The sequence below is a fragment of the Bradyrhizobium australafricanum genome, assembly GCF_020329495.1.
Classification (GTDB): domain Bacteria; phylum Pseudomonadota; class Alphaproteobacteria; order Rhizobiales; family Xanthobacteraceae; genus Bradyrhizobium; species Bradyrhizobium australafricanum.
Genome location: NZ_JAGKJL010000048.1, coordinates 56,460 through 70,428 on the forward strand (window position 1 = coordinate 56,460; position 13,969 = coordinate 70,428).

The 13,969-nt window shown below is 64.3% G+C and carries 13 protein-coding genes; 6 read left to right on the top strand and 7 right to left on the bottom strand.

The window, feature by feature from the left end; genetic code table 11:
- The first annotated feature begins 19 nt into the window (after nt 1-19).
- Entirely contained in the window at nt 20-328 is a 309-nt protein-coding gene (locus tag J6525_RS32950) for a type II toxin-antitoxin system RelB/DinJ family antitoxin (protein WP_092079266.1), read from the top strand.
- On the top strand, nt 325-621 hold the full coding sequence (locus J6525_RS32955) for a type II toxin-antitoxin system RelE/ParE family toxin (protein WP_225647815.1): 297 nt from the start codon (nt 325-327) through the stop codon (nt 619-621). Before J6525_RS32950 ends, J6525_RS32955 begins: the two co-directional genes overlap by 4 nt.
- A gap of 203 nt (nt 622-824) precedes the next feature.
- Here the strand turns inward: J6525_RS32955 and boxB are convergent, their stop codons facing one another.
- From boxB to J6525_RS32975, 4 genes are all read right to left on the bottom strand, one after another.
- Entirely contained in the window at nt 825-2,261 is a 1,437-nt protein-coding gene (boxB, locus tag J6525_RS32960; RefSeq protein ID WP_225647823.1) for a benzoyl-CoA 2,3-epoxidase subunit BoxB, read from the bottom strand.
- Between the two features lie 21 nt (nt 2,262-2,282).
- On the bottom strand, nt 2,283-3,971 hold the full coding sequence (gene boxC, locus J6525_RS32965; RefSeq protein WP_225647816.1) for a 2,3-epoxybenzoyl-CoA dihydrolase: 1,689 nt from the start codon (nt 3,969-3,971) through the stop codon (nt 2,283-2,285).
- A 193-nt stretch (nt 3,972-4,164) separates the two neighbouring features.
- Nucleotides 4,165-4,974: an alpha/beta fold hydrolase gene (locus tag J6525_RS32970; protein WP_225647817.1), complete on the bottom strand. Its 810-nt coding sequence runs from the start codon at nt 4,972-4,974 to the stop codon at nt 4,165-4,167.
- 166 nt (nt 4,975-5,140) lie between these two features.
- Nucleotides 5,141-6,673, bottom strand: coding sequence for a benzoate-CoA ligase family protein (locus J6525_RS32975; protein ID WP_225647818.1), 1,533 nt, complete (start codon nt 6,671-6,673; stop codon nt 5,141-5,143).
- An 80-nt stretch (nt 6,674-6,753) separates the two neighbouring features.
- Here J6525_RS32975 and J6525_RS32980 point away from each other — a divergent pair, with 80 nt between their 5' ends.
- Nucleotides 6,754-7,746: a helix-turn-helix transcriptional regulator gene (locus J6525_RS32980; protein WP_256521265.1), complete on the top strand. Its 993-nt coding sequence runs from the start codon at nt 6,754-6,756 to the stop codon at nt 7,744-7,746.
- A 142-nt stretch (nt 7,747-7,888) separates the two neighbouring features.
- On the opposite strand, the gene J6525_RS32985 is transcribed toward J6525_RS32980, so the two are convergent.
- Entirely contained in the window at nt 7,889-8,674 is a 786-nt protein-coding gene (locus J6525_RS32985) for an IclR family transcriptional regulator domain-containing protein (RefSeq protein ID WP_225647819.1), read from the bottom strand.
- A gap of 122 nt (nt 8,675-8,796) precedes the next feature.
- On the opposite strand from J6525_RS32985, the gene J6525_RS32990 reads away from it, so the two are divergent.
- Complete coding sequence (locus J6525_RS32990; RefSeq protein ID WP_225647820.1) at nt 8,797-10,155, top strand: aromatic ring-hydroxylating dioxygenase subunit alpha; 1,359 nt, start codon at nt 8,797-8,799, stop codon at nt 10,153-10,155.
- A 130-nt stretch (nt 10,156-10,285) separates the two neighbouring features.
- Nucleotides 10,286-11,722, top strand: a complete 1,437-nt coding sequence (locus tag J6525_RS32995; protein WP_225647821.1) for a glutamine synthetase family protein — start codon at nt 10,286-10,288, stop codon at nt 11,720-11,722.
- Nucleotides 11,723-11,853: 131 nt separating this feature from the next.
- On the opposite strand, the gene J6525_RS33000 is transcribed toward J6525_RS32995, so the two are convergent.
- Complete coding sequence (locus tag J6525_RS33000; protein WP_225647822.1) at nt 11,854-12,951, bottom strand: enolase C-terminal domain-like protein; 1,098 nt, start codon at nt 12,949-12,951, stop codon at nt 11,854-11,856.
- 121 nt (nt 12,952-13,072) lie between these two features.
- Here J6525_RS33000 and J6525_RS33005 point away from each other — a divergent pair, with 121 nt between their 5' ends.
- Complete coding sequence (locus J6525_RS33005; protein ID WP_028340504.1) at nt 13,073-13,648, top strand: TetR/AcrR family transcriptional regulator; 576 nt, start codon at nt 13,073-13,075, stop codon at nt 13,646-13,648.
- A 52-nt stretch (nt 13,649-13,700) separates the two neighbouring features.
- On the opposite strand, the gene J6525_RS33010 is transcribed toward J6525_RS33005, so the two are convergent.
- Nucleotides 13,701-13,969: transposase (locus J6525_RS33010; RefSeq protein ID WP_225645595.1), on the bottom strand; the 269-nt coding region annotated here is incomplete at its 5' end.

The window sequence follows — 13,969 nt, forward strand, 5'->3', positions numbered from 1 at the left end:
GCAAGTGAAGGAGATCGCTATGGCTTCGAATGCCCTGGTCCAAACCCGCATCGATGCGGACGTAAAGGAAAAGGCCACCGAGGTTCTGGAGAACATGGGTCTCACGGTATCCGACGCCGTGCGGATCCTGCTGACGCGCACGGCCAACGAGGGGATGCTTCCACTGGAGCTCGTGAGCAACAGCCAGGCTTACGACAGCTGGTTTCGCGAGAAGGTGCACCAGGCGTTGGCGGATACCCGGCCCGGTCTCGATGATTCCGAGGTCGAAGCGCATTTCGCGCAACGCCGCGCCGCCGCGCTTCGAAAAGCGACAGGGCGTAAGCGGTGAAGCTCGTCTGGTCGCGCTTCGCGTTATCCGATCGCGACGACATTTTCAGCTACATCGAGGCCGAGAATCCTCGCGCGGCGATCCATGTTGACGAACAGATTGCCGATGCTGCGCGGCGCCTGCTCGACTTTCCTGACAGTGGCCGGCCCGGGCGTGTTGCCGGCACGCGCGAGTTGGTCATCCCGCGCACACCTTATGTCGCGGCGTACCTTGTCGACGGTGAGACCGTTCGCATCTTGCGCGTGCTTCACGGCGCGCAGATGTGGCCCGACGAACTTACAAATGACGATTGAGGCCGCGCCTCCGTACCGGCATCTGACCAAAAAAAGAAAGGGACGAGCCCGGGACCTTTTCGGCTCACCCCTTCCTGTTCTCTCCCTGCGGAAAGAAACTGTTTAGGTCACGACGCGATCTTCGCATCATGACCTAATCCGTTGCTTGAGCATGATCTCTTCGGAAAACCGCTTCACACTTTTCCGGATCATGCTCGCGCCGATCAGCTCTCGATCCTCACATACTCGAAGTCGCCCGGCTTGTTGTCGATGCCGACCTTGGGCGGCGAGATCCAGGAGGCGAACTGGCCGGGTTCGGTCACCGGCTTCATCAGCGAGGCGATGAAGTCGCCGTCCGCGGTCGACGGCAGCCAGTCGTTCTTGCGCTTGGCCCAGGTGACGTCGTCGATCAAGAGGCCATCGGGCGTCGCATGGACGTCCTTGAACTCGCCGATCTGGCGGTGGAAGGCGGTGTTCGGCACCGCGAGCTTGTAGTCGATGCCGGCGGTCGAGATCACCTTGTTCCAGCGCAGCATGCCCTTGACGCAATCCTGCGTGTAGTCGTCGCGCAGCCGCATGTTGAGCGCGGTCAGCGCCGGCTCGTCGACCATCTTGATCTGGCCGTCCACCATCTTCATGACCGGATAGGTCGAGCTCTTGAGCTGGTGGTCGTCGTCGATCGTGGTCTCCTTGTAGCGGCCCTTGATGCCGGCGTTGAAGGCATTGGCCGCGTTGGTCGACACTTCCGAGCCGAACAGGTCGAGCGACAGCGAATAGTGCAGGTTCAGCTTCTTCTGGATGGTCGGCAGGTCGATGACGCCGAGCGCGCGAATCCTGGCGATGTCGTTCGGATCGGTGATGCCGGCTTCCTTCATCGCATCGCAGGTGCGCTGCACGACGCGGGTGATGCCGGTCTCGCCGACGAACATGTGGTGGGCTTCCTCGGTCAGCATGAAGCGGCAAGTGCGCGACAGCGGATCGAAGCCCGACTGCGCCAGCGAGTGCAGCTGCATCTTGCCGTCGCGGTCGGTGAAGTAGGTGAACATGAAGAACGACAGCCAGTCCGGCGTCGCCTCGTTGAAGGCCCCTAGCATGCGCGGGCTATCCGCGTCGCCCGAGCGGCGGCGCAACAAATCATCCGCCTCCTCGCGGCCGTCGCGGCCGAAATACTTCTGCAAGAGGTAGACCATCGCCCAGAGATGGCGGCCTTCCTCGACATTGACCTGGAACAGGTTGCGCATGTCGTAGAGCGAGGGCGCGGTCCTGCCGAGATGGCGCTGCTGCTCGACCGAGGCCGGCTCGGTGTCGCCCTGGATCACGATCAGGCGGCGCAGCATGGCGCGGTGCTCACCGGGGACTTCCTGCCAGGCCGGCTTGCCATAGTCCTCGCCGAACGGAATGATGCGGTTCTCTTCCTGCGGCGCGAGCAGGATGCCCCAGCGATATTCGGGCATCCGCACGTAGTCGAACTTGGCCCAGCCGCGCGGATCGACCGAATAGGCGGTGCGCAGATAGACCAGCGATTCCTGGAAGCCGTCCGGCCCCATGTCGCTCCACCAGTCCATGTAGCCGGGGTGCCAGCCTTCCAGCGCCTTGAGCACCTGGCGGTCCTCGGCGAGATTCACATTGTTCGGAATCTTGGTCGAGTAATCGACGTTCATGATGTTCATGGCCGTGCTCCCTTAAACTCGCGTCATGTCGAATTGCGCCTTCTGGCCGGTGCCGTAGCGGCGCAGTGCGCCGTCCTCACCGACCGCGTTCGGCCGCTGGAAGATCCAGTTCTGCCACGCCGTGAGGCGCGAGAAGATCTTCGATTCCATGGTCTCCGGGCCGACGAAGCGCAGATTGGCTTCCATGCCGGTGAGACCGTCGGGCGAGAACGAGGTGCGCTCCTCGAAGAACACGCGGACCTCGTCGTCCCAGTCGATGTCGTCGAGCGCGAAGGTGACGAGACCGAGCTCCTCGGCCTCCTCCGCGTCGAGCGCCTTGCCGATCGACGCCTGCGCGCGCTCCAGATCCGACGGATCGGCCTGGAAGCGCGATTGCAGCCGGGTCAGGCCGTGGCTCATCGGATAGGGCCCGAAATTCATCGCCGTCAGTTCGATCGCCGGCGGCGGGCGGTTGTCGCCCTGCTTCTGGCCGATCAGCATGTAGGAGCGGTCGGCGGCGAACACGAGCTCGGCCAGCGTGCCGACGAAGCAGGAGCCGGGCTCGACCAGCGTCACCAGCGTGCGCGAGGTGACGTCGATGCGCTTGAGCACGCGCTTCCAGTAGTGCCTGACCTCGTTGACCAGCCAGTGCGCCTTGTTGGCCTCCAGGAACGCGTCATAGGACACGACATTGCCGCGGTCGCCGTGGCTCTTGAACACCAGCATCGCGATCTCGAGCTCGTTGATGCGCAGATGCAGGATCGCGTCATCAAGCTCGCGGGCGACCTGCAGCGGCCAGAACGCAGCTCCCTGCGCGATCATGCCGTCGATGTCGGCGGGCGCCGTGGTTTCCGGCGCCTTGATCGAGATGGTGGCGATGCGCGCGGCGCGATCGATGTCGACGCTGACGAAACCGTAGCGGATCGCGCTGTCGTCGATGGTGCGCGTCAGCGGCGCAAGCGCGATGCCTTTGCCGGCGCCGTTGCGCTTCGACTTCGCGGCGAATTCCTTGACGCGCTCGGCCAGCTTACCCTCGAGCTTGGAGTTCGGCGCGATCTCGTCGACCAGGCGCCAGGAGACGGCGCGCTTGCCCTTGATGCCTTCCTCGATGGTGCAGAAGAAGTCGGCATGGTCGCGGCGCACCTTGCGCTTGTCGACGACGCGCGTGAGCCCGCCGGTGCCCGGCAGCACCGCGAGCAGCGGCACTTCCGGGAGTGCGACGGCGGCGGCGCCGTCGTCGGCCATCATGATGTGGTCGGTCGCGAGCGCCAGCTCATAGCCGCCGCCGGCCGCGGTGCCGTTGACGACGGTGATGAAGCTCTGGCCGGAATTCTCGCTCGAGTCTTCCAGGCCGTTGCGGGTCTCGTTGGTGAATTTGCAGAAGTTGACCTTGTGGGCATGTGTCGAGCCCGCCAGCATGCGGATGTTGGCGCCGGCGCAGAACACCCGGTTCTTGCCCGAGCGCATCACCACGACCTTGACCTCGGGATGCTCGAAGCGCAGGCGCTGCACGGCGTCCGCAAGCTCGATGTCGACGCCGAGATCGTAGGAATTCAGCTTGAGCTGATAGCCTTCGAACAGGCCGGCGTTCTCGTCGACGTCCATGGTCAGCGTCGCGACGTCGCCCGCAGCGTCGAGCTTCCAGTGCCGGTAGCGCGACGGATCGGTCTGGAAGTCGATGTACTTCGCCCCGCCTGCAAGGACGCGATCGTCACCAGCCATGGGCCACCCTTATCTGTTGTCTTGCTGTTGTTCGCTTGAAGGTTCGTCACCGAAGCCTTCATGCACAATAATGCATGTTTTCGATCTGGTCTAGTTCAAAACGCAAAAACATGCATTTTGTTTCATGTTTCGAAAAATCACTCGCTCGGCCAATGACCTGGCACCGGCACCAAAGGTCAGGCCGCCAGTGCCGTCAGGCCGCCAGTGCCGGGTCGTCGCGCAGCGCCGCTTTGGCGAATTCGGCGACCGCCTCGAGCGTCACCGCGGGCGCCTCGCGATGCGGCGAATGGCCGGCGCCGGCGATGGCCGTGACATCGACCGGGCAGTAGCATTCCTCCTGGGCGATCTCGACCTGGCGCATGGTGCCGTACTGGTCGGCCGCGCCCTGCACGATCAGCACCGGCACGCGGATATAGGCGAGATAGTCGGAGATATCCCAGTCGCGGAATGCCGGATCGAGCCAGGCGCCGTTCCAGCCATAGAAGGCGTTGTCGACGTCCTTGTGCCAGCGCGCCAGCTTCTCCTTCAGATTGGTGGTCTCGTATGCCGTCTTGATCTCGGCGATCGACTTCACCGAGATATCCTCGACGATGAAGTGCGGCGCCAGCAGTGCCAGGCCGTGCAGGCGATGATCCTGATGCGCGCCGGCATAGATCGCCGCGATCGACGCGCCGTCGGAATGACCGAGCAGCAAACCGCGGCGAAAGCCGATCCGATCGAGCAGCTTCGGCAGCACGTCGAGCGCCTCGCGATGCATGTAGTCGACCGGACGCGGCAGCTTCGCCGGCGACGATGCGCCATAGCCTGATCGCGAATAGACGAATACGCCGGCGCCGGTCGCTGCCTGCAGCTTCTCGGGGAAGTCGCCCCACAGCCCGACCGAGCCGAGGCCTTCGTGCAGCATCACAATGGTCGGCGCCGCGTCCGGCGAGGGACCGATCATGCGGTATTCGAGCTCGGCGCCGTCGATGCTGAGGAAGCCTGTGGGGTTTAGGTTTTGCATGCTGGAGCCTTCCTCATCGTCGTCCCGGCGAAAGCCGGGACCTATAACCACAGGCGTTAGTTGTTGCGCAAAGGCCGTCGAGCAGCGTCTTTCAAAACGAACGCCACGGCGTATGGGTCCCGGCTCCCGTGCGCAATTGCGCACTAGGCCGGGACGACGCGGGGAGCTAGTGCTCGTGTTCCCGCAACTTAAAGCGCTGGATCTTCCCGGTCGCGGTCTTCGGCAGATTGTCGACGACGTCGATCCAGCGCGGATATTTCCACGGGCCGATCTTCTGCTTGACGTGCTCCTTGAGCGCCTCGTGCAGGCCGGCGGCTGAACTGTCGGGCCGCAGCACCACATAGGCCTTCGGCTTGAGCAGCCCTTCCGGGTCGGCCTCCGGCACGACCGCCGCCTCCAGCACCGCGGGATGGGTGATCAGCGCGCTCTCCACCTCGAACGGCGACACCCAGATGCCGGAGACCTTGAACATGTCGTCGGCGCGGCCGCAGAAGGTGTAACGGCCGTCGGCATCGCGCGTGTATTTGTCGCCGGTGCGGGTCCAGGCGCCCTCAAAGGTGGCGCGGCTCTTGGCGCGCTGATTCCAGTAGCTCTCGCCGGCCGAGGGCGCATCGACCAGCAGCTCGCCGACCTCGCCGTCCGCGACGTCGGCGCCGGCCTCGTTGACCAGCCGCACCTTGTAGCCGGGCACCGGACGGCCGGACGAGCCGTATTTGATGTCGCCGGGCGCGTTCGACAGGAAGATGTGCAACAGCTCGGTCGAGCCGACGCCGTCGAGAATGTCGACGCCGAACCGCGTCTTCCAGGCATTGCCGACCGATTCCGGCAGTGCCTCGCCCGCCGAGGTGCAGACGCGCAGGCGATTGCCGCCGGACTGCGCCTTGGTCGCCTCGTCGTTCAGCATCGCCGCGAACAGGGTCGGCACGCCGAAGAAGATGCTGGGATGATATTTGTTCATCAGCGCGAACATCACCGCCGGCGTCGGCCGCTCGGAGTTCAACACCGTGGTGGCGCCGACCGACATCGGGAAGGTCAGCGCATTGCCGAGCCCGTAGGCGAAGAACAGCTTTGCCGCCGAGAGGCCGACATCATCCTCGCGGATCCCGAGCACCTGCTTGGCGTAGGTCTCCGCGGTCGCCGCGAGATTGGAATGCAGATGGCGCACGCCCTTCGGCATGCCGGTCGAGCCCGACGAATAGAGCCAGAATGCCGGCTCGTCGGCATGGGTCGGCGCGGTGGCGAACACGTCGCTCTCGCGCGCGATCTCATCGGACAGCTTCTTGTGGCCGTGCGCGTCCTTGCCGGAGACCACGACATGCTCGAGGTCGGGCATCCGCGCGATGACGTCCTTCACGACCGGCAGCAGCGCTTCCGACACGAACAGCACGCGGGCGCGGCAATCACCGAGGATGTAGGCATACTGCTCCGCGGTCAGCAGCGTGTTGAGCGGCACCGGCACCACGCCGGCGCGGATTGCGCCGAGGAACACGATCGGAAAGTCGACCGTGTCCAGCATGATCATGGCGACCCGCTCTTCGCGGCGGACGCCGAGTCGGCGCAGCATGTTGCCGACGCGGCGGCTCTGCTGCTGCAACTGGCCATAGGTGATTTGCGACACCGTATCGTCGAACACGACCTTGTCGCCGCGGCCTTCGTCGACGTTGCGGTCGAGCAGCCAGGAGACCGCGTTGTAAGTCATGCTCCGCTCCTCGGACCCGGACGTGCCACGCTTCCCTCTCCTGTGAATTTAAGAATTATAATTCATACAAAGCCACCACGTTGGCTTGCTGTCAATCCTTATCGGCACTATGTTTCCTAGAACCTCGGTCTGATTCAGTCAGGACCGCGCGTCGCACAGGGATCATGACCGCAGCCAACGACCCGGAAACCGACTTCCTTGAACAGCTCGGCCAGCGAGTGCGCACGATGCGCGCCCTGCGCGGCATGTCGCGCAAGGTGCTCGCCAAGGTTTCCGGCATTTCCGAACGCTACATCGCCCAGCTCGAAAGCGGCAAAGGCAATGTCTCGATCGTGCTGCTGCGCCGTGTCGCAGGCGCGATGGGTGCGCATCTCGAGGACCTGATCCCCTCGAGCGAGCCGGTGCCGGACTGGGCCGTGATCCGCGATCTCTTGCGCAAGGCATCGCCGAACCAGATCGCGCAGGCCAAGGACATGCTCGCCGGCAGCAGCCCGCTGGCGCCGCGGCGCGCCTCGTTCTCCGGCATCGCGCTGATCGGCCTGCGCGGCGCCGGCAAGACCACGCTCGGGCGGATGCTGGCGAAGAAGATCGGCTGGAGCTTTGTCGAGCTCAACAAGGAGATCGAGGCGCAGAACGGCCTCTCGGTTGCCGAAATCATCGCGCTGTACGGCCAGGAAGGCTTCCGCCGCATGGAGCAGGCCGCGCTGACGCAGCTGTTGGCGCGGAAGGAATTGATGGTGCTGGCGACCGGCGGCGGCATCGTCTCCGAGGCGCTGACCTTCGACCTGATCCTGTCGTCGTTCTACACGATCTGGCTGAAGGCCGAGCCGGAAGAGCACATGGCCCGCGTCCGCCGCCAGGGCGATCTGCGCCCGATGGCCGACGACCGCTCGGCGATGGCGGAATTGCGCAACATCCTGGTCAGCCGCGAGCCGCTCTACGCCCGCGCATCGGCCGTGGTCGACACCGCCGGGCTTTCGGTCGACGCCGCCGCCGCACGGCTGATCGATTCGGTGCGGCCGGTACTGCAGAACGAGGCGCGCTCGTTCGGTCTGCGCAGCGTGGCGCTGTAATCTCACAGCACAAAAAGAAACACTATCCCCGTCATTGCGAGGGAAGCGAAGCAATCCATCTCTCCGCGCGTGTGGATGCATGGATTGCTTCGTCGCTATCGCTCCTCGCAATGACGAAAATCGTCAGCGAAGTTGGCCTACCTTAGAGCAGCCGGCTCTTCACATCATCAGCGCCATCCCGCAGCAGCGGCAGGAAGCGATCGATCAATTCCTGCATCGGCACGCGATCGACATGCGCGCCCATGTTGATGGCGGCGACGATGGTGCCGTCGTAGCGGTGCACCGGCACCGAGATCGAGCGGAAATGCGGCTCGGCCTCGCGGTCGACGAGGGAATAGCCCTGCGCGCGATCGGCGATGATGGTGGCGAGCAGCTTCTTCGGATCGGTGACGGTCTGCGGCGTCACCGGATCGCGGCGCATCGTCTTCAGCCGCGTCGCGAGCTCGGCATCAGTGAGCCGGCCGAGCATGGCGCGGCCGACCGAGGTGCAGAACGCCGGCAGCCGGTAGCCGATGTCGAGACCGGCGGAGAACACCCGGGTCGGGCTCGAACGCGCCACGAACACGACATCGTCGCCGTCGAGCAGTGCGAGTGAGGCGATCTCCTGCGCTGCCGTCGCGATGCGATCGAGCACCGGCTGCAGCACCGTCACCACCTGGTTGGATTGCAGGAACGAGCCGGCGAGCGTCAGCACATGCGGCGTCAGGGTGAACAGCTTGCCGTCGGTGGCAACGAAACCGCCATGCGCGAGCGTGAACAGGATGCGGCGCGCGGTGGCGCGCGGCAGATCGGCGGCGCGCGCCAGATCGCTCAGCGTCGCTGGGCCGGAGACGGTGCCGAACACCTGCAACAGGCGCAGGCCGCGATCGAGCGCCTCGACGAAATCGGTGGCGCGCTCGCCCTGGTCGGTCCGCTTCAGCTTGGGCATGGCGTTTTTGCTTGGGCTCGACTTTGAACGGTTCAAAAATTGCGCTTGCTGTCCAAAACAGACATGGCATAATTCGCACATTCGTTCAATAGGCGAACAAATCCAATCCGGGAGACGCCGCCATGATGAGCCAGGAAGCGAACGATCTGATCACCCGCACCGGCCGCAAGGACCCGTGCGGCAAGCTGATGCGGAGTTACTGGCAGCCCGCGGCGCTGGTGGATGAATTGGAAGGGCCGCGCCCGGTTCGGCCGGTGCGCTTGCTCGGCGAAAACCTGGTTCTGTTCCGCGGCGAGGACGGAAGCTACGGGCTGATCGATCGCCACTGCGCGCATCGCGGCGCCGATCTCGCCTTCGGCCGGCTCGAGCATGGCGGGCTGCGCTGCGCCTTCCACGGCTGGCTGTTCGACACGTCAGGCCAGTGCATCGAGACGCCGGCGGAGCCGGCCGGCTCGCAGCTGTGCAAGGGCATCAGGCAGCGCTCCTATCCCGTGGTCGAGAAGAGCGGCATCCTGTGGGCCTGGCTCGGCGAAGGCGCCCCGCCCGCCTTTCCGGAGCTCGACTGCTTCGTTGCGCCCGGAAGCCATACGTTTGCGTTCAAGGGCCACATGAACTGCAACTGGCTGCAGGCGCTCGAGGTCGGCATCGATCCGGCGCACGCCTCCTTTCTGCACCGCTTCTTCGAGGACGAAGACACCTCGGCGGCTTACGGCAAGCAATTCCGCGGCGCCTCGGCCGGCAGCGACATGCCGATGACCAAGATCCTGCGCGAATATGACCGGCCGATCATCAATGTCGAGCACACCGAATACGGCCTGCGCCTGATCGCGCTGCGCGAGCTCGACGCAGAGCGCACCCATGTGCGCGTCACCAATCAATTATTCCCGCACGGCTTCGTCATCCCGATGTCGACGGAGATGACGATCACGCAGTGGCACGTGCCGGTCGACGACGAGAATTGCTACTGGTATGCGATCTTCACCAGCTACGCGGCGCCAGTCGACAAGCGGAAGATGCGCGACCAGCGGCTCGAGCTCTATACGCTGCCCGACTACAAGTCGCGCAAGAACAAGAGCAACGACTACGGCTTCGATCCGCACGAGCAGGCGACCGAGACCTATACCGGCATGGGCACCGACATCAATGTGCATGACCAGTGGGCGGTGGAGTCGATGGGGGCGATCCAGGATCGCACCAACGAGCATCTCGGCCAGAGCGACAAGGCGATCGTGCAGTACCGCCGCCTGCTGCGGCAGGAGATCGAGAAGGTGGAGGGCGGGCAGACACCGATGCTGTTCCTCGACGAGGCCTCCGCGCGCAGCATCCAGGGCCCGGCGACGATGGACGGCATCGGGCCGACCCAGGGCTGGGAGCTCTACTGGATGGAGGTCGACGTCAAGCGCCGCCGCGGCGCGCCATGGGCAGCCCCGGTGCCGCGCGAGATCGCCGGCAAGGTGCATCATCTGACGGCGGCGGAATAATCATGCGCTCAATACTTGTCGTCATTGCGAGGAGCGAAGCGACGAAGCAATCCATGCTTCCGTATATTCGGCCCGATGGATTGCTTCGCTTCGCTCGCAATGACGAGTGCCGAGACGGAGGAGTAACGCCTTGAGCTTCGTCGAGCGTCACGGCCTGTGGTCGGATGAACAGAAGGAGGCAGCACAGCGCCTCCGCCGCATCGTCGAGGAGAAGAACCTCGAAGTCATCCGCCTGTCGTTCCCCGACCAGCACGGCATCCTGCGCGGCAAGACGCTGATCACCGGCGAAGCGGTGCGCTCGCTGGAGGGCGGCTGCTCCATCACCACGACGATGCTCGCCAAGGACACCTCGCACAAGACGGTGTTTCCGGTGTTCACATCAGGCGGCGGCTTCGGCATGAAGGAGATGGAGGGCGCGGCCGACGTGCTGATGGTCGCCGATCCCACCACGTTCCGCGTGCTTCCCTGGGCTGACAACACCGGCTGGCTGCTCTGCGACCTCCATTTCAGCGACGGCCGGCCGGTGCCGTTCGCGACCCGCAACCTCTATCGCAAGGTGCTCGATCAGCTCGCAGGCCGCGGCTACGATTTCGTCGCCGGCCTCGAGGTCGAATTCCATCTGTTCAAGCTCGACGACGCTCATATGGCGCCGGAGGATGCCGGCCAGCCCGGACGGCCGCCGTCGGTCAGCCTGCTGTCGCACGGCTATCAGTACCTCACCGAGCAGCGCTACGATCTGATGGAGCCGGCGCTCGAGATCATCCGCCGCGACATCATCGCGCTCGACCTGCCGTTGCGCTCGGTCGAAGTCGAGTTCGGCCCGAGCCAGTGCGAATTCACCTTCGCGCCGACCGTCGGGCTCGCGCCGGCCGACACCATGGTGCTGTTTCGTTCGGCGGTGAAACAGATCGCGCGCCGCCACGGCTATCACGCGACTTTCATGTGCCGGCCGAAGCTGCCGAACGTGTTCGCGAGCGGCTGGCACCTGCACCAGTCGCTGGTGTCGCGCGCCAATGGCGAGAACGTCTTCATGGCCAAGGAGACCGGCGAGCCGCTCAGCGCGCTCGGCCGCGCCTGGCTCGCCGGCCTGATCGAGCACGCCCGGGCCTCGACCGTATTCACGACGCCGACCATCAACGGCTACAAGCGCTACCGCTCCTATTCGCTGGCGCCGGACCGCGCGATCTGGGGCCGCGACAACCGCGGCGTGATGATCCGCGTGCTCGGCGGCGCCGGCGATCCGGCAACGCGGCTGGAGAACCGGATCGGCGAACCCGCCGCCAATCCCTATCTCTACATGGCAAGCCAGATCCTGTCCGGCCTCGACGGCGTCGACCGCAAGCTCGACCCCGGCCCGTCGGCCGACACGCCCTACGAGGCCAAGGCCGCGCTGCTGCCGAAGTCGCTGCGCGAGGCCGTGTTCGCGCTCAACGACGATCCGTTCTTCCGCCAGGCGCTCGGGCCGGAGTTCGTGGACTATTACGCCTTCATCAAGAACGCGGAGATCGAACGCTTCCAGGCCGAGGTGTCGGACTGGGAGCACCGCGAATATTTCGAGATGTTTTGACGGAAGCGTCGGCGCAGGCGCTCCGCCGCTCTAGAGCATGATACGGAAAAGTGTGAAGCGGTTTTCCGAAAAGATCATGGCCAAACAAAGAGCTAAAGCGCGATGACGATTCAACCCAATCTCATCGCGCTTTAGACGCTTGCAAGGTGAGCCGCAACGGCCGCTTCGTTCCATTCCAGACCGACACCAGGCGTGTCGGGAATATGCAAGAGACCATCCTTGATTTCATACGGCCGTTCGAGAATCGGATCGGCCCAGTCCTGCCATTCCAACCAGTGAGCGGCCTCCGTCGCGCGCATGACGTGGGCAGCGACTTCCGGATAAAGATGCGTTGAGATGGGGATGCCCGCGGCGCCGGCGATCGCAGCCGCCCGCATCCAGCCCGTCACTCCTCCGATGCGCATGAAATCCGGCATCACCAGGTCGCAGGCCTTTCTCGCGATCGCCTTATGCATCTCCCTCGGACCATAGAAGTTCTCGCCGATCTGGATCGGCGTCTTCAGCTCCGCCGCCAGTTGGGCGTGTCCGTCGAGATTGTCATAGACGACAGGCTCTTCGATCCAGTCGAGGCCATAATCATCGATCGCATGGCACCGCTCGATGGCTTCGGCGAGATTTAGCCCCTGGTTGTAGTCCACCATCAAATGCATCCGATCCCCGACTGCTTTTCGAACGGCGTCGAGGGTCGTCAGATCCTCGCGCGGATCGCTTCTGCCGAGGCGCAATTTCAGGGCTGAGAACCCTCCTTCGTCGCGCAATTCCAAAGCCTCGGCCGCGACGGCGGCCGGCTCCTTCAGCCAAAGGCCGTTGCTATTGTAGGATCTCACGGCGCCGACCGTCGCCCCCAACAGCACGCACAGCGGCTTGTTTGCAGCTTTCGCCAACGCGTCCCACGCGGCCATGTCGAGGCCCGACGCCGCGATCATCGACAATCCCTCATAGCCGACAAAGTGAAGCGATTTGCGCGCCGCCTCGAACAACTCGACAGGCGCCACGCTCCGACCTCTGAGCAATTCGCCGAGATCATGCAACGCCGGAACCAGATATCGCAGCGATTTCACGATGTAAGGCTCGAGATAGCTTCGCCCGACAATGCCCTCCTCCGTCACCAGATCGATGAGGACGAGCGGCCACTCCGATATCGTGACAATGCGCGCGACCACGGGCCGCTTCAGCTTGAGCACCACCGGACGAGCTTTGATTTCTCTGAGCGTCAACGAATGGGGCATGGCAATGGCTTTCGCAGCGCGAGGAAGCTGACTGGCGCGGGCCGAAAAATCCCGGAAGCCATTCCAATTGGTTTTTCAACCGATGTAAATTCACTACTCGGTATGTTTAAGAGGTGACTGCATGGCGCGATCTGCAGAACCGACACGGCGGCGCATCCTTGCTGCCGCATACGTCCTGTTTCGCCAGCGCGGATATAGCCGCGTGAGCATGGACGAAATCGCATCGGCGACGAGGGTGACGAAGCGCACGCTCTACAACCATTTTCAAAGCAAGGATCAGCTGCTCGCCTTCGTGCTCGAAGCCCAGAACGAACTGGCCTTGGCCGCGTTCGCGACGTTCGGCGACAAGCTGTCCGGCTCGCCGGCGGCGATCATCGACGGCCTGTTCCGCGACCTGGCGGTCTGGGCGGACAGGCCGCGATGGGCCGGCTCGGGATTCACCAGGCTGGTCATCGAGCTGGCCGATCTCCCTGGCCATCCCGCACGCGCAATTGCGCGCCGGCACAAGGCCTTGCTCGAAACCCATCTCGGCGCGCTGCTGAAGCGGGCCGGTGTCCGCGAGGCTGACCGCCGTGCGCGCGAGATCTGGCTGCTGTCCGAGGGCGCGATCTCCCTGATGCTGGTGCATGGCGACCGCGCCTATGCAGCAGCAGCGGCCGACGCAGCGAAACGACTGCTGCGAGGCTCTTCACGGTAAGCCGCGGCAGCCCGCCTCTCTGATCCGTCATCCTGAGAGTCTGACTCATAAATCACCCAACCTTAGCTGCAGCCGCGAGTCTGCGGGTCAGGAGCCTGATGTGTGCAATCAGCAGCCAGGCAGCTTCGGTTGCCACCGTCGCCTCGAAGTCCTTGGCGAGGCGGCGGCATCTGCCGAACCAAGCGAATGTGCGTTCAACCACCCACCGCCTCGGCAGAAGCTGGAAGCCTTTGACGCCTTGAGGCCGCTCGACGATCTCGACAGTCCATGGACCGCAGTCTGAGAGCGCGTCGAGGAGTTGATTTCCGCGGTAGACCCGGT